This is a genomic window from Pseudomonas sp. Fl4BN1, assembly GCF_009908285.1.
In the GTDB taxonomy this organism is placed as follows: domain Bacteria; phylum Pseudomonadota; class Gammaproteobacteria; order Pseudomonadales; family Pseudomonadaceae; genus Aquipseudomonas.
The window spans coordinates 43889-70452 of the sequence record NZ_JAAARM010000033.1; the positions used below are offsets into that span (position 1 = coordinate 43889).

General features: G+C 62.5%; 19 protein-coding genes and 3 pseudogenes. 16 read left to right on the forward strand and 6 right to left on the reverse strand.

The genetic code is table 11. From position 1 onward, the window contains the following. Positions 1-66: 66 nt before the first annotated feature. Positions 67-2532 carry a TonB-dependent siderophore receptor gene (locus GV818_RS27125; protein WP_161777991.1) on the forward strand — a complete coding sequence of 822 codons (2466 nt, stop codon included), beginning with the start codon at positions 67-69 and terminating at the stop codon, positions 2530-2532. 100 nt (positions 2533-2632) lie between these two features. Here GV818_RS27125 and GV818_RS27130 read toward each other — a convergent pair whose 3' ends face one another. Together GV818_RS27130 and GV818_RS27135 are read right to left on the reverse strand one after the other, a co-directional pair. Next, on the reverse strand, positions 2633-3382 hold the full coding sequence (locus tag GV818_RS27130; RefSeq protein ID WP_161759741.1) for a DUF3142 domain-containing protein: 750 nt from the start codon (positions 3380-3382) through the stop codon (positions 2633-2635). Next, positions 3352-5544, reverse strand: a complete 2193-nt coding sequence (locus tag GV818_RS27135; protein WP_161759742.1) for an outer membrane assembly lipoprotein YfiO — start codon at positions 5542-5544, stop codon at positions 3352-3354. Before GV818_RS27135 ends, GV818_RS27130 begins: the two co-directional genes overlap by 31 nt. 386 nt (positions 5545-5930) lie before the next feature. On the opposite strand from GV818_RS27135, the gene GV818_RS27140 reads away from it, so the two are divergent. After that, positions 5931-7550 (forward strand): glycosyltransferase family 39 protein, encoded by a 1620-nt coding sequence (locus tag GV818_RS27140; protein ID WP_161777992.1) that lies wholly within the window; start codon positions 5931-5933, stop codon positions 7548-7550. A 56-nt stretch (positions 7551-7606) separates the two neighbouring features. Here the strand turns inward: GV818_RS27140 and GV818_RS27145 are convergent, their stop codons facing one another. Further along, the gene (locus GV818_RS27145; protein ID WP_161759744.1) at positions 7607-8365 is read right to left on the reverse strand and encodes a slipin family protein; all 759 of its coding nucleotides are present in this window, start codon (positions 8363-8365) and stop codon (positions 7607-7609) included. Position 8366: 1 nt separating this feature from the next. Beyond that, complete coding sequence (locus GV818_RS27150) at positions 8367-9728, reverse strand: NfeD family protein (protein ID WP_161759745.1); 1362 nt, start codon at positions 9726-9728, stop codon at positions 8367-8369. Positions 9729-9942: 214 nt separating this feature from the next. Between GV818_RS27150 and GV818_RS27155 the strand changes: the two genes are divergently transcribed. Beyond that, complete coding sequence (locus GV818_RS27155; RefSeq protein WP_161759746.1) at positions 9943-10404, forward strand: aminoacyl-tRNA deacylase; 462 nt, start codon at positions 9943-9945, stop codon at positions 10402-10404. Between the two features lie 13 nt (positions 10405-10417). After that, on the forward strand, positions 10418-10663 hold the full coding sequence (locus tag GV818_RS27160) for a DUF2789 domain-containing protein (RefSeq protein WP_161777993.1): 246 nt from the start codon (positions 10418-10420) through the stop codon (positions 10661-10663). Here GV818_RS27160 and GV818_RS27165 read toward each other — a convergent pair. Further along, positions 10660-10860 (reverse strand): annotated as a pseudogene (locus GV818_RS27165) (type II toxin-antitoxin system RelE/ParE family toxin); the annotation flags it as partial. The gene GV818_RS27160 and the pseudogene GV818_RS27165 sit on opposite strands and share 4 nt — an antisense overlap. An 89-nt stretch (positions 10861-10949) precedes the next feature. Continuing rightward, a pseudogene (locus tag GV818_RS27170) lies at positions 10950-11217 on the reverse strand (antitoxin of toxin-antitoxin stability system). A 197-nt stretch (positions 11218-11414) separates the two neighbouring features. Here GV818_RS27170 and GV818_RS27175 point away from each other — a divergent pair. From GV818_RS27175 to GV818_RS27230, 12 genes and pseudogenes are all read left to right on the forward strand, one after another. After that, positions 11415-11843 carry a MarR family winged helix-turn-helix transcriptional regulator gene (locus GV818_RS27175; RefSeq protein ID WP_161759748.1) on the forward strand — a complete coding sequence of 143 codons (429 nt, stop codon included), beginning with the start codon at positions 11415-11417 and terminating at the stop codon, positions 11841-11843. Beyond that, positions 11840-13927, forward strand: coding sequence for an FUSC family protein (locus tag GV818_RS27180; RefSeq protein ID WP_161777994.1), 2088 nt, complete (start codon positions 11840-11842; stop codon positions 13925-13927). The genes GV818_RS27175 and GV818_RS27180 overlap by 4 nt, the downstream gene beginning before the upstream one ends. Further along, positions 13924-14133: a DUF1656 domain-containing protein gene (locus GV818_RS27185; RefSeq protein ID WP_011058538.1), complete on the forward strand. Its 210-nt coding sequence runs from the start codon at positions 13924-13926 to the stop codon at positions 14131-14133. The genes GV818_RS27180 and GV818_RS27185 overlap by 4 nt, the downstream gene beginning before the upstream one ends. Then, the gene (locus GV818_RS27190; RefSeq protein ID WP_161759750.1) at positions 14130-15020 is read left to right on the forward strand and encodes an efflux RND transporter periplasmic adaptor subunit; all 891 of its coding nucleotides are present in this window, start codon (positions 14130-14132) and stop codon (positions 15018-15020) included. Before GV818_RS27185 ends, GV818_RS27190 begins: the two co-directional genes overlap by 4 nt. Further along, positions 15017-16465: an efflux transporter outer membrane subunit gene (locus GV818_RS27195; protein WP_161777995.1), complete on the forward strand. Its 1449-nt coding sequence runs from the start codon at positions 15017-15019 to the stop codon at positions 16463-16465. The genes GV818_RS27190 and GV818_RS27195 overlap by 4 nt, the downstream gene beginning before the upstream one ends. A 92-nt stretch (positions 16466-16557) precedes the next feature. Next, complete coding sequence (locus tag GV818_RS27200; RefSeq protein ID WP_161759752.1) at positions 16558-17193, forward strand: NADH:ubiquinone oxidoreductase subunit N; 636 nt, start codon at positions 16558-16560, stop codon at positions 17191-17193. A gap of 334 nt (positions 17194-17527) precedes the next feature. Further along, positions 17528-19030 (forward strand): YdgA family protein, encoded by a 1503-nt coding sequence (locus GV818_RS27205; protein ID WP_161759753.1) that lies wholly within the window; start codon positions 17528-17530, stop codon positions 19028-19030. A gap of 300 nt (positions 19031-19330) precedes the next feature. After that, the gene (gene pgaA / locus GV818_RS27210) at positions 19331-21817 is read left to right on the forward strand and encodes a poly-beta-1,6 N-acetyl-D-glucosamine export porin PgaA (protein WP_161777996.1); all 2487 of its coding nucleotides are present in this window, start codon (positions 19331-19333) and stop codon (positions 21815-21817) included. Positions 21818-21831: 14 nt separating this feature from the next. After that, positions 21832-23829: a poly-beta-1,6-N-acetyl-D-glucosamine N-deacetylase PgaB gene (gene pgaB, locus GV818_RS27215; RefSeq protein WP_161777997.1), complete on the forward strand. Its 1998-nt coding sequence runs from the start codon at positions 21832-21834 to the stop codon at positions 23827-23829. Between the two features lie 3 nt (positions 23830-23832). Further along, the gene (pgaC, locus tag GV818_RS27220; RefSeq protein WP_161759756.1) at positions 23833-25182 is read left to right on the forward strand and encodes a poly-beta-1,6-N-acetyl-D-glucosamine synthase; all 1350 of its coding nucleotides are present in this window, start codon (positions 23833-23835) and stop codon (positions 25180-25182) included. Continuing rightward, a complete protein-coding gene (pgaD, locus tag GV818_RS27225; protein ID WP_161777998.1) occupies positions 25182-25694 on the forward strand; it encodes a poly-beta-1,6-N-acetyl-D-glucosamine biosynthesis protein PgaD in 513 nt (170 codons plus the stop codon). Before pgaC ends, pgaD begins: the two co-directional genes overlap by 1 nt. Before the next feature lie 587 nt (positions 25695-26281). Next, positions 26282-26564 (forward strand): annotated as a pseudogene (locus tag GV818_RS27230) (ShlB/FhaC/HecB family hemolysin secretion/activation protein); the annotation flags it as partial.

Here is a 26564-nt window from a genome sequence, read left to right on the forward strand (position 1 = left end):
TCTGCCGGGTCGTTCGGGATACCCCATGAAAGCCGATCAAGACGCATTCTCATGGGGAGTTCAGGAATGCCTTACCAGACCACTGCATCCATTTTGAACCTGGGCAGCGCCGCCCGGCGCCGCGCCTTTGTCGCACTGCTGGCCGTAGCCCCGGTGTTGCCGGGCATCGCCCAGGGCGACAGCAGCAGCCAGAGCCAGGCACGCAACTACCAGATCGCCGCGGGTAACCTCGACCAGGTCCTGAACCGCTTCGCCAGCACTGCGGGGATTCTCCTGTCGGTGGATGCGAGCCTGACCGCCGGCAAGCACAGCGCTGGCCTGCAGGGCCGCTATGAGGTCGCCCAGGGCTTGCAGGCGTTGCTTGCCGGTAGCGGCTTGCAGGCCGTGCAGAGCGGTTCCAGCTGGGGCTTGCAAGCGGTGGCCGAGGACGGCGCCCTGCAACTGGCGCCGACCCGCATCGGTGCGATGCAGAACGATGAGAGTGCCTGGGGCGCCGTACCGGGGATCGTCGCCAAGCGCAGCGCCACCGGGAGCAAGACCGACTCGGCGCTGGTAGAGATACCGCAGACCATCAACGTGATCGGCGCCAAGGAAATCAAGGCCCGTGGCGCCCAGAGCGTGACCGAGGCGCTGCTCTATACCCCGGGCATGACCGGCGGGGGCTTTTCCGACCGGGTGAAAATCTTCGACGAGCCCACCTCCCGTGGCTTTTCCCCGACCCCGATGTACCTCGATGGCCTGCACCTGCCCTATGGCGGCGGCAGCACTGGTGGCGCCCTGCAGATCGAGCCTTTTTCCCTGGAGCGCATCGAAGTGCTCAAGGGCCCTGCCTCGGTGCTCTACGGCCAGAACCAGCCGGGGGGCATCGTCAACATGGTCAGCAAGCGCCCCACCGAAACCCCGGTGCATCAACTGGTGCTGGAAGCCGGCAGCTATGACCACAAGAGCATCGCCCTGGACCTGGGCGGCCCGCTGGATGAGCAGGGACAGTTCCTCTATCGCCTGACCGGGCTGGCCAGCGACAGCCAGGACGCCATCGATTACGTCCAGCGCCAGCGCCAGTTCATCGCCCCGAGCCTGACCTGGCGCCCGGACCAGGACACCCAGCTGACGGTGTTTGCCCAGTTCCAGAAGGACAACGACGTACCCGAGGCCCAGGGCCTGCCCAGCGTCGGCACGGTGTTCGCCAACCCCAACGGCAAGATCGACCGCGACCTGTTTCTCGGCGAGCCCGGGGTCAATGCCTACGATCGCGACCAGTTCGTCCTGGGCTACGAGTTTTCCCATCGCCTCAACGATGTCTGGACCCTGAAGCAGAACGCCCGCTACGCCGACGTCGATGACCGTTACCGCGCGCCGCTGCACGGCTACAAGTTCGTCGCCAATCCCAAGACCGGGCTCAACGACCAGCGCTACATGACTCGCTACGGGGTCGACTGGAAGCAGCACAACAAGGTCCTCGGCGTGGATAACATCGCCCAGGCCGAGTTCGACACCGGGCCGTTCAGCCATACCCTGTTGGTAGGGCTGGATTACTACCACTACAATTCGAAATTCCACGGCAAGTACGACTACAACCCGCCGATCCTCGACATGTTCACCCCGACTTACGGCCAGTCGCTGAATTTCGGCAGCCCTTACCAATGGGACAACACCATCATCCAGACTGGCCTGTACGTGCAGGACCAGATCAAGTACGAGAAGTGGGTGCTGGTGCTGGGCGGTCGCAACGATTGGGCGGAAACCGATAACAAGGTGCCGCTCGGTGGTGGCCATACCAACGCCAAGAGCCAGTCCTTTACCGGGCGCGGGGGGCTGGTGTACCTGTTCGACAATGGGTTGGCGCCCTTTGTCAGCTATTCGGAATCCTTCCTGCCGTTGAGTGGCACCAGTGTGCAGGGTGGCGCTTTCGAACCGTCCAGCGGCAAGCAGTACGAAGTGGGGGTGAAGTTCCAGCCTCCGGGCCAGGAGAGTTTCGTCCAGGTATCGGCCTACCAACTGGATCAGGAGAACATCCTGACCTCCGACCTGGCCAACCCCGGATTCAGTATCCAGAGTGGCGCACTGCGCTCCCGGGGGATCGAGCTTGAAGCCAAGGCCAGCCTCAGTGAGTCGCTGGACGTGATTGCCTCGGCGTCGCGCAACGACATCAAATACACCAAGGACAATGACGGGCGCGAAGGGCGTCATCCGGCAGGAATGCCGCCGTTGACCGCGTCGCTGTGGCTCAACTACACGATTCTCGGCGACACGCCTCTGGCGGGCCTGGGAGCGGGAGTGGGGACACGCTACGTCAAGGGCAGCTATGGCACCGACTACGACGGTGCCTTCCAGATTCCGTCCTACACCGTGTACGACGCCAGCCTGTCCTACGACCTTGAAAAGTCGCCGTTGCAACTCAAGGGCGTAAAGCTGGCGCTGAACGTGAAGAACCTCACCGACAAGACCTACGTCGCCAACTGCACCAGCATCTGGGACTGCTACTACGGCGAAGGGCGGACCATGGTCTCGAGCCTGACGTATGACTGGTAAGGCGTAGCGGATTTTCGCCGGCAAGCCGGCTCCTGCAAAAACGGCAAACTCTGTAGGAGCTGGCTTGCCAGCGAAAGCGGCCGTCAGGCGCGTCCCGCGCTCAAGGATTCTGCAAAAACACCACATACCCCTTGAACCAGGGACTGTCGCGCAGCGCCTGCGGCTCCTGCCAGTCACCGCCCTGGATCAGGCCGACCTTGTAGGGCAGGCCCATGCGATCCAGGCGTGGCAGGTAGGTCGCGTAGCTGGCAATGCTATGGCGGCCCTGGTAGGTCTGCACCACCACTTCATCCACCACGCCCTTGAGCTGGCTGATGGCTTGCGGGTCGGCGTTGCTGCCCCAGTCCATCAGGCCGGTGATGCTCAGGCGGTATTGCGGCGGCAGGCGCTGGCGCAGGTCACGGAGGAAACTCACGTAGCGTTCGAGGTCGCGGGTGCTGCTGTCGAAATCGATCTGTATGCCTGCTACCGAGGTCCCTGTGGCCTGCCAGCGCTGCACTTGGCCCAGCAGCTGGCGATACAGCGGTTCCGGCCACGCCAGGGTGTGGGCGCGGTAGACCACCCAGACCTGTTCCTGGGGCAGGCGCGACACCGGCAGCCCCTGTGCAATGAGTTCGACGCCGCGCCCGGGATGGCGCCGCGAGTGACTGATCTGCCCTTGGAGGATGTACAGGGTCCTGGCCTGGGCCAGCACCGGCTGGGTCTTGACCCCGCTCCACAGCCAGAAAGCGTCGTACTCGGCCGCCTCTACCGCGCCGGCCGCCGGGGTTGCCCACCACAGCCAGAGCGGCAGCAGGCAGTAGCCCAGGCGCTTCACGCTTACCAGTAGTAACGCTGTGACTGCCCCCACGGGGTATCTCCCAGCTTGGTCTTCAACTGGCGGAACCAGGCCTTGCGCACCGCAGGCTCGACGCCCTTGCCGCCACAGTTGTTATGACCGGAAGAGGCATAGCAGTTGATGGCACGGTACAAGGCATAGGAGCGCTCATCACTGTTGGCCTTGGGGTTGTTGATCACCACTTGATAACCATCGAGTCGCGAAAAGGGCTTGCCCGGGAAAGTGTCAGCGGTGCCGCCCAGGGACTGGGCGTCAGGCGGGGTGTCCAGGGGCATGCGGTCGAAGCCGTTGAGGCGCATGAACTCACCGAGACAGAGCAGCCCGATCGGGCTTTTCGGATCCTGTTGCAGGGTTGCGGCGGTGTCCTTGATGCTCGGGCACGCGTAGTCGGATGTGTCGCTGCTGGCTGGCTTGCCGTACCACTGGAATACCGCCAGTGAGGGGCCATAGTCGAAGAGGTAGCCCAAGCCGCGACTGAGTTGTTCCTCGGGCAGCGGGATGGGCTGTCGCTTGAAGTCTTCGCCGAAGGCTGCGTACTGGCCGCGGGTCAGGTCTTTGTACAGCAGGACGAACCAGGCGGTGTTGCGCTCAGTGGCGGAGTCGGCCCGCTGTGCCTGTTGGCGCAGCAGTTTGGGAGAGGCCACCTGACGCAGGAGAATGTCGCGGACCTGGGTCGTCTTGATCGGCGAGTCGGCGGCGAACACCTTGGCCAGTTGCCCGCTGCGCTCGTAGTTGAAGGCCAGGGCCAGTTCCAGCTGTTCCCGTTGCAGGGGCTGCTTGGCCAGGGGCAGCAATTGCAGCCACAGCGCTTCGGCGCCTTTCCAATCCTTCTGGGCCTGCAGGGCCAGGCCGCGCAGGGTCTGCTGGCTGAAGCTCAGGTAGTCCAGTTGCGCTGGAAGCTGGGTCGGCAGTTGCTTGAGCGCTGCGGCCGGTTGCTGCTCGACATACAGGCTGAAGGCCGCCTGCAGATAGTCGAACAACGCCGGTTGCCCTTCGAACAGGCTTTTCTGCTGTTGCAGGGCTTCCCGGGTCAGCGCTGGAGGCGATTCGCTGCGCATGCGCATCAGGTCTCTGACCGCCAGTAGCAGCGGGGCCTGGAAGTTGTCGTCGGAAGTGCTCAGCAGTTTGTAGTCGACCTCTTCCACCACGTCTTCCAGGCTCATGTTGCGTGGGGTGCCCGGAGCCTGGGTCAACTGGCGGGAATAGTCTTCGGCCAGGGCCTGGAAATCCCCCTCCAGCCAGTGCACGCGCCGGATCAGGCCCTTGGCGGACACGGCATAACGTCCCTGTGGATAAGCTTTCAGATAGGCCTCGAAACCGCTTCCGGCCTGTTGCAGGACGGTTTTGTCCACATGCTCCAGGCTGACCATGTTCCATTCATCGAAGGCGTTCTGTTGGGCCAGGTTAAGCGTGGTGCGCGGGCTCATGTAGGCCGCCGTCTCGGCCAGCCAGGGCTGGGCATTGTCCTTGAGGGCGGCAAAACCGTTGCCGGCGTCGCTGAAGCGGCCGCTATAGAAGTCGGCGGCGGCCTGCAGGTAGCTGGCGAACGCCTTGGCCCCTGCCGAGTTGAGGTTGCCCGGCAGCAGCCTGCTCATCTCGCTGGCGTTCCAGTCGCAGCTGGCCAGCAGTTGCACCCTGGCCTCGGCCAGGGCCTGGCGTTCCTCCTGGCTTAGTTGGGCCTCGTTGAGCTGTTCGACAAACGCCAGGGCGCTGGTGTCCGAGTTGCTGCGACAGCGGCTACCTTCGCCGGACAAAAAGCCGTCCCCGGCGGTTTCCTTGCTATCGCGCCTCAAGCCCAGGGCCTGCAGTTGGCTGTCGAGCTGCTCGGTGGCGGGCGTTGGGCCGGCCTTGGGCGCGCTGCCGGAATCGCTTTCGGGGTCCGCCGGACGCAGGCGATACGCGGGGAAGGGCACGGGGCCGAAACCCAGGCCCAGGCCATCCTTGGTCAAGGCCCGGGGCGTCAACGGCAGGCTGCCCTGATCGGCCAGTAGCAGGCGCAGGTTGACCCGGCTGTCATTGCCGGGGTTGAGGAAGGGCAGGTTGCCGCAGGCGTCCAACTGGTTGGAATAGAGCTTCCAGCTCGGGAAGCACATGTCATCTGAGCTGGCCTGGGCGAGGGTGGTACACAAGGTGCCCAGGACCAAAGTCAATGATGGGAGAAGAGCGATACGCACGAATTATCCTTAATCCAGAGGGCCTGGAGGGCGGGTCCCGAAGTGGGGAAAATCATACAGAAGGAGCCGCTTCGTACCTACGTGCTCGGTTAAAGATTCCGGCGCTTTGTACCGTCGGTCGTGATAGTGCCGCGCGCATGCACTGGCGGCCTATCCGTTGCTTGACGCTATCGGTTGTTGCCGTAGGCTGCGATCCTGTTTCTGGGGGCAGGGCAGGAGTGTTTAGGCACTTGCGTGAGCGCTGTGAGGGCACGCCCGGGGCGCGTCCACTACGCTCTCGATGGCATTGGTAGCGCCGACGTGCCTGGCCTTTGCGGTTTTTCAGGCAAAAGAAGATGCTGTGGAGGCTGAGCACGGCGAGGTCATGCAGGTAATGGGGAGGAGCAATGGAATTTCGTAGAGCGCCGGAGTTGATCGGGCGTTTGGATGGGTCCGTCCCGGTTCGTCAGGGCAAGGGAGTCCAGGGGCTGATTCGCCTGGTGCTCGACTATTGGCTGCTGCCGGTTTTGCTATTGGCCGCGTTTACCAGGTTTTATGACCTGACCGCTGCAGCTATCTGGGGAGATGAAGGTTCCAGTCTGTTGCTCAGTCAGTACTCCTTGGGCGAGATCTGGTTCCACGCGGCCCACGACGTGCACCCGCCGCTGTATTTCATGCTGTTGCATGGCTGGATCGAACTGTTTGGCGACGGCATTTTTTCGGTCCGCACCTTCAGTGCGCTACCGGGGATCGTTACAGTGGGCCTGGGTGTCTGGCTGGTAGCGTTGGTCGCCACTCGTCGTGCAGCGATTCTCGCCGGGGTGCTGCTGGCCTTGTTGCCCACTGCCGTGCGTTATAGCCAGGAAGTACGCATGTACGCCTTGCTGGGCATGCTGCTGCTGGGCGCGACCCTGGCTCTGGTGTATTGGGTCCGCCAGCCGCAGCGTTGGCGCTACCTGGTGATTTACACACTGTTGATGAGCCTGGCGTTCTATACCCACTACTTCACGGCGTTCTGCGTGCTGGCGCACTGGCTGTACCTGGCGCTGCCAGGGCTGCGCAGCGAAAACGGCGCGCGCTTGCTGGGGCGTCCGAGCTGGTGGTTGGCCAACGCGGCGATTGTCTTGCTGTACCTGCCCTGGGTTCCGGAATTGCTGGACCTGCTGCGGCACATGGACGAGTTGAAGGCCAATGGCGATGTGGGTTGGGAGCCACCGGTTACCTGGTCATCGCTGCCGGCGATGGTCTGGCAATTGCTGATCCAGGATGAAGGCGACAGCCTGCCCGGGCCACTGTTCATCGGTATGCCCCTGCTGTTGCTGGCGGTCAGCGCGCTCCTCGCGTGGCGCGATAACCTTCCCCACAGGTTTGGCGGGTTGCTGGTGAGCTTCAGTCTGTTGCCGCTGTTCCTGGTGTTCGCGGTGTCGTTCATCTCCCCGGTATTCATCGAGCGTTACTTGACGGCCTACGCCCTGGGCCTGCCGATGATCATGGCGATCGTCATCGACCGCTGGCTCAAGACGGCGCGAATCGCCGCTATTGCGCTGCTGGTGCTGTTTGTCAGCCTGGAAGGGGTCGGCCTGAAAAACAACATCGATGTCGACGTCAATGACCAGATCAGCGTGATGGTCGACTTCGTCAATACCCACTATGCCCCGGGAGACCGCATTGTCATCAGCGACATGCTCTGGTACCTGAGCTACGTCTACTACAACCGCACCGATGCCGAGCCGATGCTCTATACGCCGCCGTTGCCGGATGGGGCTTCCAGCCGACCGAATAGCTACGGTTTCGGCACGCTGGTGAGCGAGACGGATGAAGTCTACCTGGATCGGTTGACCGCGCTACCGGTGGGCAGCGGCCGCATCTGGCTGGTAGGGACCGATGATCAACCCGAGGAGTTCGCCCCCTTGCCGGCGGGTTGGCACAAGGTCAGTGAGCTGGCCGCGGGCAACACCCGTGCGCGCTTGTTCGTTCTCTGCGGTTCGGCGGCGGTTGCGCAGTTTGCCAGCGTGCAGTGCCCTTGAAGCAGGTGCGGCAGCCCTGGTGCAGGACGCACCGGGGCGAGCCTGCGGGTGCCGGCTCAAGGTCTTGAGGACAGGTCCGCCATGCCCTTGAGCAGTTCTATGGGCAGTGGGAAGACAATGGTCGAACTCTTGTCCCCTGCGATCGCGCCCAGGGTCTGCATGTAGCGCAACTGCATCGCGCCGGGCTGGCGGCCGAGCATCTCTGCTGCCTGCATGAGTTTTTCCGAGGCCTGCAACTCGCCTTCGGCGTGGATCACCTTGGCCCGCCGCTCACGTTCGGCCTCGGCCTGTTTGGCGATAGCCCGGACCATGGACTCATTGAGATCGACATGTTTGATCTCGACGTTCGCCACTTTGATGCCCCAGGCATCGGTCTGCGCATCCAGCACCTGTTGGATGTCGAGGTTGAGGCGCTCGCGTTCCGCCAGCAGTTCATCCAGCTCATGCTTGCCCAGCACCGCGCGCAGGGTGGTTTGCGCCAGTTGGCTGGTGGCCATGAGAAAATCTTCAACCTGGATGATGGATTTCTGTGGGTCGAGCACGCGGAAGTACAGCACCGCGTTGACCTTGACCGAGACGTTGTCACGGGTGATTACGTCTTGCGGCGGCACATCCAGGACCACGGTGCGCAGGTCGACCCGGACCATCTGCTGGACCACCGGGATCAGCAGGATCAGGCCCGGTCCCTTGACTTGCCAGAAGCGCCCAAGCTGGAACACCACCCCGCGCTCGTACTCGCGCAGGATGCGAAAGGTCGACGCGGCAAGGGCAATCAACAACGCCAGGCATGCACCGAATAGCCATTGTCCAATCATTTCATCCTCCTCGTGACGCTGCTTCGGCAGGCGTCACTTCCAAGAGCAGCCCCTTGCGTGCCACCACCCGTACCCGTAGCCCGGTGCTCAGAGGCGTGGCGCTTGCGACTTGCCAATGCTCACCTTGCAACAGCACCCGGCCGGCATAGGCGTTGCCGGGCTGCACGCTGTTGATCGGGGTGAGGCTGCCCACCAGCCCGGCATCGCCGCTGACCGTGGGGCGTCGTCTGGACCTGATGGCCAGGCCGGCCAATGCCACCAGGACGATGGCGCTGAGCAGCGCCAGGCCGATGATCAGGGGCAGGGGGATGCCGTACCCCGGCACGTCGGTGTCGATGAGAATCACCGAGCCGACGACAAAGGCGGCGATGCCGCCCAAGCCGATCACACCGAAGGTCGGCAGGAAGGCTTCGGCCACCATCAAGCCGATGCCCAGCAGAATCAATGCCACGCCGGCGTAGTTCACAGGCAGCAGTTGCATCGCATACAGCCCCAGCAACAGGCAGATCCCGCCCAGTACCCCGGGCAGGGTGGTGCCGGGATTGACGAATTCGAAGAACAGTCCATACACGCCGATCATCATCAGAATCATCGCGATGCTGGGATGGGTGATGACCGACAGCAGCCGGGTGCGCCAGTCGGGGTCGTGCTGGATCAGTGCCGCCCCCTGGGTATGCAACTGCACCTCATGCCCTGCGCCCACCAGAGTCTTGCCGTCGGCTTGCTTGAGCAGGCTGTCGAGATCGTTGGCCACATAGTCCACGACTTTGATGTTGAGTGCTTCCTGGGCCGAGAGGGTGACGGCCTCACGTACGGCTTGCTCAGCCCACTCGACATTGCGCCCGCGCAGTTGCGCCAGGCTGCGGATGTAGGCGGCCGCGTCGTTTATTTGCTTGAGCTCCAGGCTGCTGTGGCTGGCGTTGGTGGGCGGGTTGTGGGTGTTTGGTGCTGCGCTGGGCGGCTCCGGCAGGAGGCCGAGTTGCACCGGTGTCGCCGCGCCCAGGTTGGTGCCTGGGGTCATGGCCGCAATGTGGCTGGCATAGAGAATGTAGGTCCCGGCACTGGCGGCCCGAGCACCGCTGGGGGCGACGAAACTGGCCACTGGCACGGGGCTGGCGAGAATGGCCTGGATGATGGTGCGCATCGATGTATCGAGGCCGCCCGGTGTGTCGAGGCGGATCACCACCAGTTGCGCATGTTCATCGGCGGCCTGGTTCAAGCCTCGTACCAGGTAATCAGCACTGGCGGGAGTAATCACGTCGCTGACCGTCAGCACCACCACCGGGTCCACAGCCTGGGCGGCTCCGGCGCTTGATCCGATCAGCAGTCCCAACCACAACGCTAGCCAGCCACCTCTGTTCATCCGACACCTCCCGGTGCAGCACGCACCTTGTTTCACGGGGCGTCTAACGGCTCTGACCTGAGTTTAGTTGAGCGCTGCTACCCGCGTGACGCAGGGGGATTGCCGTTCGGAAGTTAATGCCCGTACGCCTCGTTGCCGGATCTAGACTCATCGCAGGGAGCAACAGGACGTCAACCTACCGTCTCGAATCCATCTCGGGGCACTGAGGTGCATCATGCGTATGGCAAGAACCGTGCAACGTAGCCTGGAACAGGCACATTGCGAATTTGACCTGGTGACCCACCCGCACTCGGCCAGCAGCCTGGAAACGGCGCGAGTGGCAGGGGTGCCTGCGGAGCGGGTGGCCAAGTCGGTGATCCTCGACGATCACCACGGTCACTATCTGATGGCAGTCTTGCCCGCCAGTCGTCACCTGGACCTGAGCAAGGTACGCGGCAGCGGCGAATGGCAGGTCACCCGGGAAAGCACCCTGGCCCATCTGTTCAACGACTGCGAGCGCGGCGCGGTGCCGGCCCTGGGCGAATCCTATGGGCTGGACGTGGTCATCGACCCGTTGCTGACCCGGCAGAAAGACATTTACCTGGAGGCCGGCAATCACCACAACCTGGTGCACATGAGCGTGGCTCAGTATCTGAAAATGGTGCCCCACGCCGAAGTCTGCGAAGTCTCTCACTGATCAGGAGCCAGCCATGGAGTCACCGACACACACCCTGCCAGCGCTGTTCAAGCAGTTGGGGCTGGCTGATGACCCGGTGAGCATCGAGCGTTTCATCGCCACCCATTCGCCGTTGAAGCCTGCGCTGCACCTGGCGGATGCGTTTTTCTGGAGCGAGAGCCAGGCCGACTTTTTGCGCACGGAAGTGCTGGACGATGCCGATTGGGCGGAGGTGGTGGATCAACTGGATGTGTTGTTGAGGACGGGGCGCGGGGGCTAAGCCAGTGGCGGCCATTGGCGCGCGGTGTGTACCAGGGTCAGGATCCAGATTCTGTCCTGGCCGATCTGATAGACCAGGCGATAACTGGGGTGGGGAATCAGTTCCCGGGTTCCGGCCACCCGCCCCGTAGACCCTATATGGGGATTGAGGATCAGATGTTCGAGGCATTCGCTGAAACGCTGGTCCATTTCAAGCGCTGCCCTTGGGTTGAGGGCTTACAGGTAATCCCAGATGTCCGTGCGGTCATGTATGGCTTCGGGAGCCCAAACAACTTTCATTCCAGCCTCTATGCCCGGGCGCGCCTGGTAGCGAACTCTGCTTCAACTTCTTCATGGCTGTGCCCGCGTTGAGCGTCGACGGAGGTTCGGGCCAGCTGAACTTTCTGCTGCAAAAATGCCGCGTATTCCCGGGATTCATGCTGTTTCTGGACAAATTCGCGCATCATTTCGCAGAACGATCTGCGAGGCAGGGCGATGCGAGGCCTGCGCTTCTGCCATGAACTGATCCCGCAGTTCCGTTTCCAGTTTCATGGTAAAGACGGCGTGCTTGGACATGGGAGCTTTCCTCAAATAGTGCTGAAAAGGTATATACCTTTTCAGTACGGGCTCTGTGTTGGAACCGCTCAAGCGGATGCATGGCCTGGGTATTTGTTACAAAACTTGACTGGATTTATCCGGCAATGACATATTGATAGTTAGCAAACTAACAGTGTGCAAACCGTCTTGTGTCCAACTCCCTTGAATCACTCCACATGAATATCAGCAGTGGCATGGTGGTCGCGTCGCGGCATTGGCGGCGGATCTGCCAGACCACCCTGGTCAATTTCGGTATTTCCGAAGCCTGCGCGGTGCCCCTGTTGATGATCGGGCGCCTGGGCGAGGGCGTGCGCCAGGTCACCGTAGCTCAGGCCGCGGGGATGGAAAGCCCGTCCCTGGTGCGCCTGCTGGATCAGCTGTGCAGCGCCGGCTATGTGTGCCGCAGCGAAGACCCTCACGACCGCCGGGCCAAGTGCCTGAGCCTGACCGACACCGGCCGCGAGCTGGTGCAGGCGGTGGAGGGCGAGCTGGTGCGGCTGCGCCAGGAAGTCCTCGAAGGCATCAGTGCCCCTGACCTGGAAGCGGCGTTGCGGGTGATCCGTGCCTTCGAGTCCGCCAGCCACGTGCCGGTGCTGCCCTCTTGAAAGGCTTTTTCACCGACATGCCCCCCGCACGCGACTGGTTCTATGGGGTACGCACCTTCGCCGCGTCGATGATCGCGCTGTACATCGCCATGCTGATGCAGATGCCCCGTCCTTATTGGGCGATGGCCACGGTGTACATCGTCTCCAGCCCCTTTGTCGGTCCCACCAGCTCCAAGGCTCTGTATCGGGCGATCGGTACTTTTCTCGGCGCGGCCGCGGCGGTGCTCTTGGTGCCGATGTTCGTGCAGAGCCCCTACCTGCTGGTGGTGATCATCGCCCTGTGGACCGGCATCCTGCTGTTCCTCTCCATGCATTTGCGCACCGCCAACAACTACGCCCTGATGCTGGCCGGCTACACCTTGCCGCTGATCGCCCTGCCGGTGGTGGACAACCCGCTGGCGGTGTGGGACGTAGCCGAGGCGCGGACCGAGGAGATCTTCCTCGGCATCGTCTGCGCCGCGGTGATCGGCAGCATGTTCTGGCCCCGGCGGCTGGCCCCGGTGTTCGTCGATTCTGCCGCCAAGTGGTTCGCCGATGCCGCGATCTACAGCCAGCGCTTCCTGGCCCGCAATGTCCAACCTGAAGCAGTCAGTGCCCTGCGTGCGTCGATGGTAGGCACCTTCAACACCCTGGAATTGATGATCGGCCAGTTGCCCCACGAAGGCACTCGGCCGCAGACGGTACGTAACACCAAGGAGCTGCGTGGACGGATGATCCATCTGCTGCCGGTGGTGGATGCCCTTGACGATGCCTTGTACGCCCTGGAGCGACGCACCCCGGAACTGGTGGCGCAGTTTGCACCCTTGCTGACCAAGGCCGATGAATGGTTGCAGGCCACTGCCGAGGACGCCTCGGTGGAACGCTGGCAGGCCCTGCGCAGTGAACTCGAAGCCCTGCAGCCAAGCGCCGAAGCCTTGGACGACCGGCGCCAGTTGCTGTTCTCCAACGCCTTGTATCGCCTCGGCGAGTGGATCGACCTGTGGCAGGACTGCCGCAGCCTGCAGCACGCCATCCAAAGCGAAAGCCAAGACACCTGGCGCGCGGTCTACCGGCATTGGCGGCTGGGCCGGCTGACACCGTTTCTCGACCGCGGGCTGATGCTGTATTCGGCGGGCTCGACGGTGCTCGCGATCATCGTTGCCTCGGTGCTGTGGATCCTCCTGGGGTGGACCGACGGCGGCAGCGCGGTGATCCTCGCGGCGGTGGCTTGCAGCTTCTTTGCCGCCATGGACGACCCGGCGCCGCAGATCTACCGGTTCTTTTTCTGGACCGCGATGTCGGTGCTGTTTGCCAGTCTCTATCTGTTCCTGATCCTGCCCAACCTGCATGATTTCCCGATGCTGGTGCTGGCCTTCGCAGTGCCCTTCATCTGCGTCGGTACCCTGACGGTGCAACCGCGGTTCTACCTGGGGATGCTCCTGACCATCGTCAACACCTCATCCTTCATCAGCATCCAGGGCGCCTACGACGCTGACTTCCTGAGCTTTGCCAACTCCAACCTGGCCGGACCCATGGGCCTGCTGTTCGCCTTTGTCTGGACCCTGATCGCCCGCCCGTTCGGCTCGGAGCTGGCGGCCAAGCGCCTGACTCGCTTCAGCTGGCGCGACATCGTCAGCCTTACCGAGCCGGCGACCCTGGCCGAGCACCGGCACATGGGTGCGCAGATGCTCGACCGGCTGATGCAGCACTTGCCACGCCTGGCCATGACCGGCCAGGACACCGGCGCCGCTCTGCGGGAGTTGCGGGTGGCACTCAACCTGCTGGACCTGCTGGCCTATGCGCCGCGGGTACTGGGGGTAGCGCAAAGCCTGCTACGCCAGGTGGTGGCCGAGGTCGGCGAATACTTCAAGGCGTGCCTCAAGGCCGGTGAACGCTTGCCGGCGCCCAGTGCGCTGTTGATGACCCTCGACCGTACTCGCCGGGCCCTCAACAGCCAGGGCCTGCAAGGCGATAACGAAACCCGCCTGCACCTGCTGCACGCCCTCAGTGGCCTACGCCTGGCGCTGCTGCCCGGGGTGGAATTCGTGGGCTCGGGCGAACCCGAAGAACCTCTTCCCCATGGCATCGATGGAGCGCCTTTATGATCGGTGATCTGGATATCAGCGGGGTGTTCCTGCCCACGCTACTGGTGCTGATGGGTATCACTTATGGCTTGTACCTGCTGGTGCACGGGGTGCTGACGCGCTTGCACTTTTATCGCCTGGTCTGGCACCGGGCACTGTTCAACGTGGGTCTCTACGCTCTGTTGCTGGGCGCTGTGGACTCTCTCAGTCGATACCTGATGACATGAAAAAACCTTTATTGACCATTGGCCGTGTGGTCCTGACGTTACTGGTGGTGACCTTCGCGGTCGTGGTGGTCTGGCGCATGGTGATGTACTACATGTTCGCGCCCTGGACCCGGGACGGGCATATCCGCGCCGATGTCGTGCAGATCGCCCCGGACGTGTCCGGGCTGATCCAGCAGGTGGAGGTGCGTGACAACCAGTTAGTGAAACGTGGCCAGGTGCTGTTCAGTATCGACCAGGACCGTTTCAAGCTGGCCTTGCGCCAAGCCCGGGCGGGGTTGGCCGATCGTCAGGAAACCCTGGCCCAGGCTCAGCGCGAGGCCAAGCGCAACCGTGGCCTGGGCAACCTGGTGCCACGCGAGCAACTGGAAGAGAGCCAGTCCCGCGAGGCCCGTGCCCAGTCAGCGCTGGCCGAGGCTCAAGTGGCCGTGGACGGTGCCCAGCTCAACCTTGATCGCTCGGTGGTGCGCAGCCCGGTAGACGGCTACGTCAACGATCGCGCGCCGCGGACTCAGGAGTTCGTCACTGCCGGGCGCCCGGTGTTGTCGGTGGTGGACAGCAATTCCTTCCATATTGACGGTTACTTCGAGGAGACCAAGCTCGACGGCATCCATGTCGGCCAGACGGTGGATATCCGGGTGATTGGTGACCGCGCGCGATTGCGCGGGCATGTGCAAAGCATTGTTGCGGGGATCGAAGACCGCGACCGCAGCAGCGGCTCCAATTTGCTGCCCAACGTCAACCCGGCCTTCAGCTGGGTGCGGCTGGCCCAGCGGATTCCGGTGCGCATCGCCTTCGATGACGTGCCAGCGGATTTCCGCATGATCGCCGGGCGCACCGCTACCGTGTCGATCCTCAATGATCAGGCCAAGCAGGAGCCCGGGAAATGAACGGCGGCGCACGCTGGGCCTTGGCCGGACTCGGCCTGATGCTGTCTGCCTGCCAGATGGTCGGGCCGGATTACCAGTTGCCCAAGGACGCGGCGGTACAACGCCAGGACTTACAGGGCGACTTGGCGGCCAAGGGCGCCAATGTGATCTCGGCGCCGGTGCCTGCCGATTGGTGGCGGCTGTACCGGGACCCGCGCCTGGACCAGCTGGTGCAGCAGGCCCTGGCCTCCAATACCGACCTGCGGGTGGCGGCGGCCAACCTGTCCCGGGCCCGAGCTCAGGTGGATGAGGCCCAGGCCGCTGGCGGCTGGAGCGGCGGAGTCAAGGCCGGGGTCGAACGCCTGCAGGAATCCGGGGAAGCCTTCCTGTTACCGGAAAAGGTACCGGTGGCCAATGTCGGCAACCTGTCCATCAGCACCTCCTATCAGTTCGACCTGTTCGGCACTTTGCAGCGTGGCATCGAGGCGGCCCAGGCCAATGCCGATGCAACCCAGGCCGCGGCAGACATTGCGCGCATCACCCTGGTGGCGGATGTGGTGCGGGCCTACACCCAGGTCTGCGCGGCCAATGAAGAGCGGGAAATCGCCGAACATTCCCTGAGCCTGCAAGCCCAGAGCACCGAGCTGACCCAGCGTCTGCGCGATGCCGGGCGTGGCGACGAAACCCAGGTCACCCGCTCCCAGACCCAGTTCAAATCCTTGCGCGCCGAACTGCCGCGCTACGAGGCGGCACGCCAGTCGGCACTGTTCCGCTTGTCGATGCTGCTGGCCAAGCCGCTGGAGCAATTGCCGGCCGGCACCGGCGGTTGCGCCGAGTTGCCGCAGATCGCCCAACTGCTCCCGGTGGGCGACGGTGCGGCGTTGCTCAAGCGGCGTCCCGATGTGCGGCAGGCCGAGCGTCACCTGGCCGCTGCCACGGCGCAAATCGGCGTGGCCACCGGGGCCTTGTATCCCGATATCAGCATCGGCGCGACCATCGGTACCGTGGGCATCCTCGACAACCTTGGCAAGGCGTCCACCAACCGTTGGGGGTTCGGTCCGTTGATCAGTTGGAGCGTGCCGGCCAATGGTGCCCGTGAGCGCATCCACGAAGCCGAGGCGGCCAGCCAGGGCGCACTGGCGCATTTTGACGGTGTGGTGCTCAACGCCATTCGTGAAACCCAGACCGGCCTGGCGCAGTACAGCGCGCAATTGCAGCGTCGCGAGGCCCTGGCGGACGCCGAGCAGTCGGCGCAATTGGCGGCGGACCAGACCCATCGTTTTTTCCAGGCCGGTCGTGCCTCGTTCCTTGCCGACCTGCAGGCCACCCGCACCTACACCGATATGCGCGCGCAACTGGCGTCCGCCAATACCCAGGTGGCAATGAGTCAGATTGATCTGTTCCTGGCCCTGGGCGGTGGTTGGGAAAGCGGACGAACGCAAGGCTCGCAGCACGCGAAACCCTGAGGCCGTTGCTATGCTTTGATCAGTTGCCAAGGCGCCGCGTGCAACGCGCCTTAAAGCGATCAAAGCATGTGATGGTCATGGGGATTCCAATAATGAAAAACCCTTATGCTCCGGGCTTCTGGTGCGCGCTCTGCGCCCTGGTGCTGCTGTCTGCCACCTACTTCTACGGCATCATGCTGGCCCACCAGATCGACAAGGCCCTGGTGTTCCTCGACAGCGCCAGTGCGCTGATTGCGGTAATGGCCATCGGCGTGGTGGCCTGGGCTTCCTTCCAGGGCCAGAAAATCAAGAAAAAACAGCTCGAACAGAGCAAGACGCTGGTGGTCATCTGGGACACCAAGGTGGCCTTGCGCCGGGTTGAGACCGTGTTTGACCGCTACTTCTGGGGCAGCTATTGGCAACCGGGGCGGACCTTCGCCGAAGTCATGGGCGAGCTCACCGGCACGCCGTTGGAAAAGAGCCTGGAAGCGCTGAAGAAGCAGTGCATCCTGCTGGACAAGCAGGCGGATGACGGTCGCCACTGGCTGAGCAATGCCCGGGAGCTATCAGATGTCGCCACCGCCATGGCCCGGGAGCGTTATCAGCTGGATTTCTGCGACCCCCGTGGTGAGTCGCGGAACAACAGCGCGGTGATCGATCGGGATTTCGAAGTGCTGGTGTACACCTGGAGCGCGCGGCTCAAGAGCTTCGACCATCAGCTCGATGCCTTGGAAGTCGAGTATTCCTGAAGCCTGTCCCGGCTCTTTGGAGCCGCTGTCGCAGGCTGTGAGTAGCAGCAAAACTGACGCGCTGTTGAGATCGTCGAAGCCCTTTCGGGATCTTGTCGCCCTGCCGTGGTCGAGCCTGCGGCAGCGGTGGGAGTGCGCGCCGATCCTGCCTTCCAACGGGTGTTCCTGTGCCCTGCCTAGCGGCCCATCAACGGTTTTTCACACTCAAAGATTGGGCTCCCGCTCACCGCCAGTGGTAATCTGCGCCGGTTTTACGCGGAGTCGAGCCGCGACCCGTCATGGGTTCAGGGAAGACGACCACACCTTCAAACAACGGATATTGATCGGGTCAGACATGAATAAATCAGCAGGCGTACTGTTAGGAATCGTCGTCGCAGTAGGTGCCATCAGTGCCGGCGGCGCCTGGTACACCGGCACCAAGCTGGAAGGGGTTCTGCAACAGCAGATCATCGAGAGCAACAAGGAGCTGCAGGCGGCGCTGCTCGGTTACGACGCCACCGCAACCCTGGAACTGGTGTCCCTGGATCGTGGCCTGTTCAGCAGCAACGCCCGCTATCGCGTCAAGGGCCAGGGCGATGTGTTCCATGGTGATCTGGAACTGCTGGTCTCCGACCACATCGAGCACGGTCCGCTGCCCTTCTCCCGACTGGTGCGCCTGAAGTGGTTGCCAGTCATGGCTACCAGTCACTATGAGCTGGAAAAAAGCCCACAGACCGAGAAGTGGTTCGCCGCCACCAAGGGCGCGGCACCGTTGAAGGGCGTCGTCAATGTCGGCTACGACCTCGCCGCTGAAGGCACCCTGGAATTTGCCCCCATGGACTTGGTCCTGGATGAGAACTCCAACCTCAAGTTCTCCGGCATGAACCTCAACGTCTCCGTCAGCGACAGCCGACAGAAGGCCAAGATCGATGGCTACATGGACAGCCTGAGCCTGTCGATCAGTGCGCCGGATCAGGCTCCGGGCAAGCTGGAAATCAACGGCCTGACCCTGGCCAGCAACCTGCAGAAGAGCAGTTTCGGCTACTACCTGGGCCAGAACACCGTGGAACTCAGCGGTGCCAAGGCCACCTTCGGTGACAAGCAGTCGGTGCTGACCCTGAAGAACTTCGAGCAGAAGACCTCCAGCGAAGAAGCCGGTAGCACAGTGGCCGGGCGCGCGGATTACCGGATCGGTGAGATTGCTTTCGACGGCAAGAGCGTTGGTTCGGCCGAAATGCTCTGGAGCATGAAGAACCTTGACAGCCAGGGCATGCTCGATTTGATGCAGGTCTACCAGACTGTCTTGCAGCCATACCAGACAGCCGCGACCGATGCGGCCTCCCGTGGCGAGCCGGCTCCGGAACTGCAGATGACCGACGCCGAACAGGCCAAGGTTCGTGGTGCGGTGAACAAGGTGCTGGAAGCCAAGCCACAGATCGCCCTGGAAAGCCTGGCACTCAAGACCGGCAGTGGCGAAAGCCGTTTCAGCCTGAGCCTGGACCTGGCCAAGCCGCAGAACCTGGAACTGCCTCCGGCGGAGTTGGGCAAGCAACTGATCAGCCAGCTGGACACCAAACTGCTGTTGTCCAAGCCGATGGTGGCGGACATTGCAGCGCTGCAGGCCCAGGCTGAAGGCCAGACCGATGCCAAGCAGATCGCCGAGCAAAGTGCCGCCACCGCGGAAATGCTCAGCGCCATGGCCCTGGCTACCCAGTTGGCGAAGCTCGATGGCAATAACGTGGTGTCGACCCTGCACTACGCCAACAACGAAGTGAATTTCAACGGCCAGAAAATGACGGTCGAGCAGTTCGTTGGTTTTGTCATGAGCAAGCTGGGGGGCGCAGGCGCCCTGCAGTAAGCACTGTGTGGGTCGCCCTTGGCGACCCTTCAGGTCAATCCCCGGCGCCCGGCGCTGTGCAGAGCACAGGTCGGGCGTTGTGCTGTCTGGAGGTTGCCGGGCAAGGCTGGCTGGCACTGCAGATCGGGCTTCTACAGTGCTTGCTGCGGCTGATTCTGAATAATTATGGCAGTCCAGTTTCTCGACTAACCTTCGTGGAAGAATTCACCCAGAAAGCGTTTTTGGATCATTTGATCCCGTTTGCTGGGGCGTAAGGGCGGGGCGCAGAACTCCGGCTAGCCATGTAAGGATGCTGACGAAATGCAATGCACTGTTCATCCCGCTCGCCGTTATGGCCTTCGTCCGTTGTTTCGTCTGGCGCTGTGCAGTCAATTGCTCTGGCCTGGGTTGGTGTTCGCCGACGCGGCCTATGACCAACTGATCATCCAGGCCCGTGCCGGCAGCTATACCCCGGCACTGACTCATTTGCGCCAGGTGCCGGCCAGTCAGTTGACCAGCGGCCTGGTCAGCGACCACCTGCAGATCGCCAGTTGGGCCGGGCTCGATGCCGAGGTGGTGAACGTCTATGAGACCCAGGCACGCAATCGCGCGCTGCCGGTGCAGGCACTGGTAGCCACCGCCAGGGCCTATCGCAACCTCAAGCAATGGGACAACGCCACTCGCCTGTATCGCCAGGCCCTGGAGCGCGATCCGCAAAATGCCGACCTGCAATTGGGCCTGGCCCTGACCCAGGCCGATGCTGGCCAGCCGGCCGAAGCGGTGGCTCGGGCCAAGGCCCTGGTGGCGGCCAAGCCCGACGACCCGACCCGGCGCCTGGCCCTGGGTTACGCCTTGACCCGCGCCAACCAGCCTTACGATGCCCTGAGCGAATACGACCAGGCCTTTATCCGCGCCGGTGACAAGCCCGACGTCATCCGCGAATACATCTATGCCCTGCAACGGGCACGCTTGCCGGAGCCGGCCCTGCGCCTGGCCCAGCAGCACCCGGGGTTGATCGATCCGCTGGTTCAGCGACGAATTCAGGGCGATCTGGCCGCCGAGCGGGTAAGGCTGGCGGAGCTGGCCACCCGCAGCGAGAAAGAACGCTTCGTGATCGCCGACCGCGCCCTGGCGGATTACGATGCCCTGTTTGCCGCATGGGGCACCGACTCCCAGGCCAAGGAGGATCTCACCCGCTGGCGTATCGATCGCCTGGGAGCGCTCAAGGCCCGTGCCCGTACCGCCGAGGAAATCAGCGAATACCAGCAGTTGACCGCTGATGGGGCGAGTATTCCCACCTATGCCCTGCGTTGGGTGGCTGCGGCCTATCTTGATCAGCGTCAGCCGGAAGAGGCCGCGGATTTGTATCGTCGGGTGCTGGCTGCTCCGCAAGCCGATGCGACGTCCCGCCTGGAGGACACCACCGGTCTGTACTACGCCTTGTTGGAAAGTGAACGCCCGGAAGAGGCGCTGAACCTCGCCAATGAACTGGCCGACAGTGTGCCGCAACGAATTCAGCGGACCAGGCAATCGGTCAGCGAGTTCAACGACGACTGGGTCGATGCTCAGTTGCTGGCCGCCCAGGCCGGTGCCACCGCCGCTGCCGGGGCTGATCTGACGGGTACCGAGCAACGTCTGGCGAGCCTGGCGGAGCTTGCTCCGGGCAACACCAGTGTGCGCCTGGCCCAGGCCGACCTATACCGGACCCGTGAGTGGCCGCGGCTGTCGGAAAGCCTGCTCAAGGAAACCGAGAGCGTGGCGCCGCGGGACGTCAACCTGGAAGTGTCCCAGGGACACACCGCTCTGGACCTGCAAGAGTGGCGGCAGTTGGATGCCCTGACCGACGACGTGCTTGAGCGCTTCCCGGAAAGCCGTCAGGTGCAACGCCTGGCCCGCGAGCGCGAAGTGCATGACATGGCCGAGTTGCGAGTCTCGACCTACGGCGGCAAGAGCTACGGAGGGGGAAGCAGTGGTGCCGGTGCCGTGGCCGGGAGCCGGGATTTCGGCATCGAAAGCCGGCTTTATACGCCGCCCATTGCCGAGGACTGGCGACTGTTCGGCGGGATCGGTTATGCCATGGGAGATTTCTCTGAAGGCATCGGCAACCACCGCTGGCAGGTCCTGGGGGTGGAGCGGCGAACCCGTGACATGACCCTGGAAGCCGAAGTCTCCAATCACTCCTACGGCTACGGCGACAAGACCGGTGCCCGGGTGTCCTTGGCCCGTGATATCGACGATCACTGGCAATACGGCGGCAGCCTCGACTACCTCTCGGCCAACACCCCGCTGCGGGCGCTCAACAGTGACATCAGCGCCAATGGCGGGAGTGCCTTCCTGCGCTGGCGCGCCAATGAAAGCCGCGAATGGAAACTGTCCCTCAGCCCTTCGCATTTCAGTGACGGTAACAACCGTTTCGAAGCATTGCTCACCGGGCGTGAAGGGGTTTACCGCTCACCGAAAGTGCAGGTCGATCTCGGACTGGAAGTGGGCGCCAGTCATAACACGCTGCAAGACACGCCCTACTACAACCCCGAGGCGGATTTAAGCGTCCTGCCTACCGTGACCGTCAACCACGTGCTTTATCACCGCTATGAAACCACTTGGAGTCAACAGTTCCAGGCCGGTGCCGGGACCTACAGCGAGCGTGGCTACTCCACGGGGGCCGTCGGGCTGCTCAGCTACGGCCAGCGCTACAGCTGGAACGACGTGTTCGATATCGGCGGTGTGCTGAGCGTGATCAACCGGCCTTACGACGGCGAGCGGGAAACCGATCTGCGCCTGGCGGTCGACCTTACCTATCGCTTCTAGAGGAGAGTGGGACGATGAGTTTGATCAACCGTTGCGTCCTCCTGTTGGGAGCCTTGATTCTCAGCGCCTGTTCCCAGCCTGCAGCTAACTTTGTCGTCCCGGCACAACGACCCTTGCCCCATACCGAGGCGCCATGGCCGAAGAACCATGTGCTGGGGATTGCCTACCATGACATCGCCGATCGCGACCCTGATCCACGGGTAGTGGGTGTGCGCACCGAACGGATGATCCAGCAATTGGCGTGGCTGCGTGAGAACGGCTACCGGCCGGTGACTGTGGACCAGATCCTTGCGGCCCGCAAAGGCGGCCCGGAGCTGCCGGCCAAGGCCATCCTGCTGACCTTCGACGATGGTTTTTCGAGCTTCTACACTCGGGTATTGCCGGTGTTGCGTGCCTATCAGTGGCACGCGCTGCTGGCCCCGGTGGGCATGTGGATGGATACCCCGGCCAACCGGCTGGTGGATTTTTCCGGCGACATGCGCCCGCGTGTACAGTTTCTGAACTGGGCACAGATCGGTGAGATCTCCCGTTCCGGGCTGGTAGAACTGGCCGCCCATACTGACCACAGCCATTTGGGCATCCTGGCCAATCCGCAGGGTAACCTGCAGCCGGCGGCTGCGACTCGACGCTACGATGCAGCCAGTGGCCGCTATGAAAGCGAAATACAGTTCCAGGCGCGGATGCGCAACGACATCACCGCTATCGCCGACAAGATCCAGGCCGTCGCCGGCTACCGTCCCCGGGTCTGGGTCTGGCCGTACGGTACCGCCGACGGCACTACCCTGCAGGTGATCGATGGCCAGGGATTCCAGATGGCGATGACCCTGGATGATGGCCTCGATACTCTCGACAACCTGATGAGCAGTCCGCGCCTCCTGGTGGTGTCGGATCCTGATGGCTCGCACTTCTCCAACAGTATTGTCGGTGTCGAGAGCAGGGCGCCGATGCGCGTGGTGCATGTGGACCTGGACAACGTCTACGACCCGGACCCTAAACAGCAGGAGATCAATCTCGGCAAACTGGTGCAACGCATGGCCGACCTGGGAGCCAGCACCGTATTCCTCCAGGCTTTTGCCGATCCCCAGGGCGATGGGCTGGCGCGCGAGCTGTACTTCCCCAACCGGCATCTGCCGATGCGCGCCGACCTGTTCAACCGGGTTGCCTGGCAGTTGCGTACCCGGGCCCACGTCAAGGTCTTCGCCTGGATGCCGGTGCTCAGTTACGCCCTGGATGCGCGGTTGCCCAGGGTCACTCGCTGGGACCCGGCCACTGGCCAGGCAGCGCTCGATCCCAAGCAGTATCAGCGGCTGTCGCCCTTCGATCCGAACGTCCGGCGGCTGATCGGCGAGCTCTATGAAGACATGGCACGCATGACCTCGGTCGACGGCGTCCTGTTTCACGATGATGCGCTGCTTTCGGATTACGAAGACGCCAGCCCCGAAGCCCTGCGTGCCTATGCAGCCAATGGCCTGCCCGGCTCCATCGCGGCCCTGCGTGATGATTCGGCGACCCTGCAGCGCTGGACCCGTTTCAAGAGCCGCTACCTGATCGACTTCACCAACGAGTTGACCGCCAAGGTCCGGGCGATTCGCGGGCCTCAGGTACTGACGGCGCGAAACATATATGCCGAACCGATCATCAATCCCCAGAGCGAAACCTGGTTCGCCCAGAACCTCGATGATTTCCTCGCCAGCTACGACTGGACGGCGCCCATGGCCATGCCGCTGATGGAAGGCCAGAGCCCACGGCATTCCGGGCCCTGGCTGGAGGCCCTGGTGGATCAGGTGCGGACCCGGCCCGGAGCCTTGCAGCGCACGGTGTTCGAGCTTCAGGCCCGGGACTGGAGCCGGCAACCGACCACTGACCTGCCCGCCGCGCAACTGGCCGATTGGATGGGCCGGCTCAAGCGCCAGGGCGCCATCCACTTCGGTTACTACCCGGACAACTTCCTCGACAACACCCCGGACCTGAAAACCCTGCGGCCCGCACTCTCCAACAAATGGAGTCCTTGAATCATGATGGATAGAGTCTTCGCCCTGGTAGTGCTGGCGTTGGTGCTCGGGGTGCCCCTGGGGCTGATCTTCCTGGTGACCGGCGAGTTCCTCATGGACTTCGTCTTCTATTACCCGTTGTTCATGTCCGCACTGTGGATCTCTGGCGGCCTGTATTTCTGGCTGCACTGGGAACGTCACTGGCCCTGGACCGACGACACCCTGCCGCCGCCCCTGGCCGGTGAGCCGCTGATCAGCATTCTGATCCCTTGCTACAACGAAGGGGACAACGTCGCCGACACCATTCAGGCAGCGCTGGCCCAGCATTATCCGAACATTGAAGTGATCGCCATCAACGATGGTTCCAAGGACAACACCGGCCAGGTCCTGGACACCATTGCCGCCCAGGACCCGCGCCTGCGGGTGCTGCACCTGGCACAGAACCAGGGCAAGGCCGTGGCCCTGCGCATGGGTGCGGTGGCGGCGCACAGTGAATACCTGGTGTGCATCGATGGCGATGCACTGCTGGCACCCAACACTGCGGCGTACCTGGTGGCACCGATGCTGGTCAACCCGCGCCTCGGTGCGGTGACCGGCAACCCACGGATCCGTACCCGCTCGACCCTGGTGGGACGGATTCAGGTGGGCGAGTTTTCGTCGATCATCGGCCTGATCAAGCGCACCCAGCGAGTGTTCGGCAAAGTCTTCACCGTCTCCGGGGTGATCGTCGCCTTTCGCCGCACGGCACTGCACCGGGTGGGCTATTGGAGCCCGGACATGATCACCGAAGACATCGACATCAGCTGGAAGCTACAACTCGATCACTGGTACGTGTTCTTCGAGCCCCGGGCGTTGTGCTGGATTCTGATGCCGGAAACCATCAAGGGCCTGTGGAAGCAGCGGTTGCGCTGGGCACAGGGCGGCGCCGAGGTGCTGTTCAAGAACATCCGGGGCATCTGGGAGTGGCGTCATCGCTATCTGTGGACACTGCTCTTCGACTACTGCCTGTCCACTGGCTGGGCCTTCACCTTTCTGCTGTCGGTGATCTTCTGGGCCTTGGGCAAGTTCATCGTCATGCCCGAGGCCATCGCGGTGCACAGCATTGTGCCGCCAGCCTTTACCGGCCTGGTGCTGGCGATTGTCTGCCTGGCCCAATTCGCGGTCAGCATCCTGATCGACCGGCGTTATGAAAAAGACCTGTGGAAAACCATGTTCTGGGTGGTCTGGTACCCCCTGGTGTTCTGGTTGATCAGCTTGCTCACCACCCTGGTCAGCTTCCCCAGAGTGTTGTTCGGCGAGCATCAGAAGCGTGCGCGCTGGGTCAGCCCGGATCGCGGTATCAAGCCCAGAGATGACGAAGAGGAGGTGCGCTGATGAAGATCATCCGGACTCGCCAACGTCCCTTCATGGTTGTGGTCGACGTTATCCTCACCGTGCTGGCCTGGGTGGGCCTGTTGTATTTGCTCATTCGCGGGCTCATCCCCTTGCTCGACAGCCACGAGGGACCGCGCATCGAAGCGAGCATGCTCGATGCCCTGACCACCTTGCAGTTCTATGCCTGGGTCGCGCTGCTCAATGCGGTGCTGTTGATTTCCTGGGCGCGTTACCGCCAGCGCCGTAACAAGAGTTATCCAGCGCGGCTGCCGGCACCGGTGGTGGACAACCAGCGCTTGAGTGAAAGCTTCAAGCTCAGCGACGAGACCTTCGCCCAGATGCGCCAGCCCGGAACCATAATCGTGCACAACGATGAAGAGGGCGGTATCAGCCATGTCACCACGCAGTTTTTCCGGATCAGTCCTGAGGACGTACAGCATCCGCCGCTGATCGTGGAACCGCCTGCCCGGGTGATTCATCTGCGTTCGGAGGGTGATGAGGGCAAGTCATGAGGCAGGGCCTGGTTTCAGGTCGGAAACCTCCAGTGCGCTCCCACCAGCATTGTTGTGATGCAACTCCAGGCGAGAGGCCTGAGCGTGCTATCCAGACTTTTTGCTATATACCGTTCGTCTGTTTTTATTGGTGCGGCACTCGAATTTTCTTTGAATTCTTGAAAAGTAGTTAGTTATTAAGCGGTTAGTGTAGTTGTTAGCAATTGTGTCTTAGTTGATTTGTAGGCTTTTATAACGGCCATTTCATCGCTATTGCCCTCTAATAATAAATCACTATATGCCCTATAACCCTCTGTTTTAGTTTGGTTTCTCTTGATACTTCAAAAGTCTGACCGGAGTGTTCTATCCCGAAATTGAGCGTTGGTCCAAATGCTACGGGGCTCTGAAGGTCTACTCGGTGGCTGGTCTGCCTGATTTTTTTAACTTCATGATTAATAAGGGTTTTTATTTCCATTTCCGATTGAGTGGTTTATTTCGATCTTTCTCCGTGGGTCTATCTCGCGGGCAGCTCATTTGACGTCCAAGTAGTGGCTATTTAGCATCGCCGCTCACGCCAGACGCTGTAGCTGTATTTCGAAGGATCGAATATGTCTCTCTCCACCCTCGGGATGAGGTTGTGTCAGGTATTGTCTTGCCTGTTGTGCTTGAGCATTGTGCCCAGCAGCATCCTTGCCGCCCCTTTTAATAATCCCGGTGATCAGGAGTTGATCCGCGACCGGCAGAACCGTCTGCTGGAAGAGCAGCAGCGGCGTCTCGAAGAACTCAAGGACCTGCCCGGCAAGAGCGCCGCTCCCACAGCGCCGACCACCCCGGCCGACAGCCGTTGCTTTGCGATCAAGGACATCCAGCTCAAGGGCGCCGACTCGCTGT

Bases quoted from the DNA above. Each gene is read 5' to 3' on its own strand.
- GV818_RS27125 (WP_161777991.1), top strand. From the start codon at position 67: ATGCCTTACCAGACCACTGCATCCATTTTGAACCTGGGCAGCGCCGCC.
- GV818_RS27140 (WP_161777992.1), top strand. From the start codon at position 5,931: ATGGAATTTCGTAGAGCGCCGGAGTTGATCGGGCGTTTGGATGGGTCC.
- GV818_RS27145 (WP_161759744.1), bottom strand. From the start codon at position 8,365: ATGATTGGACAATGGCTATTCGGTGCATGCCTGGCGTTGTTGATTGCC.
- GV818_RS27150 (WP_161759745.1), bottom strand. From the start codon at position 9,728: ATGAACAGAGGTGGCTGGCTAGCGTTGTGGTTGGGACTGCTGATCGGA.
- GV818_RS27155 (WP_161759746.1), top strand. From the start codon at position 9,943: ATGCGTATGGCAAGAACCGTGCAACGTAGCCTGGAACAGGCACATTGC.
- GV818_RS27160 (WP_161777993.1), top strand. From the start codon at position 10,418: ATGGAGTCACCGACACACACCCTGCCAGCGCTGTTCAAGCAGTTGGGG.
- GV818_RS27175 (WP_161759748.1), top strand. From the start codon at position 11,415: ATGAATATCAGCAGTGGCATGGTGGTCGCGTCGCGGCATTGGCGGCGG.
- GV818_RS27185 (WP_011058538.1), top strand. From the start codon at position 13,924: ATGATCGGTGATCTGGATATCAGCGGGGTGTTCCTGCCCACGCTACTG.
- GV818_RS27190 (WP_161759750.1), top strand. From the start codon at position 14,130: ATGAAAAAACCTTTATTGACCATTGGCCGTGTGGTCCTGACGTTACTG.
- GV818_RS27195 (WP_161777995.1), top strand. From the start codon at position 15,017: ATGAACGGCGGCGCACGCTGGGCCTTGGCCGGACTCGGCCTGATGCTG.
- GV818_RS27200 (WP_161759752.1), top strand. From the start codon at position 16,558: ATGAAAAACCCTTATGCTCCGGGCTTCTGGTGCGCGCTCTGCGCCCTG.
- GV818_RS27205 (WP_161759753.1), top strand. From the start codon at position 17,528: ATGAATAAATCAGCAGGCGTACTGTTAGGAATCGTCGTCGCAGTAGGT.
- pgaA (WP_161777996.1), top strand. From the start codon at position 19,331: ATGCAATGCACTGTTCATCCCGCTCGCCGTTATGGCCTTCGTCCGTTG.
- pgaB (WP_161777997.1), top strand. From the start codon at position 21,832: ATGAGTTTGATCAACCGTTGCGTCCTCCTGTTGGGAGCCTTGATTCTC.
- pgaC (WP_161759756.1), top strand. From the start codon at position 23,833: ATGATGGATAGAGTCTTCGCCCTGGTAGTGCTGGCGTTGGTGCTCGGG.
- pgaD (WP_161777998.1), top strand. From the start codon at position 25,182: ATGAAGATCATCCGGACTCGCCAACGTCCCTTCATGGTTGTGGTCGAC.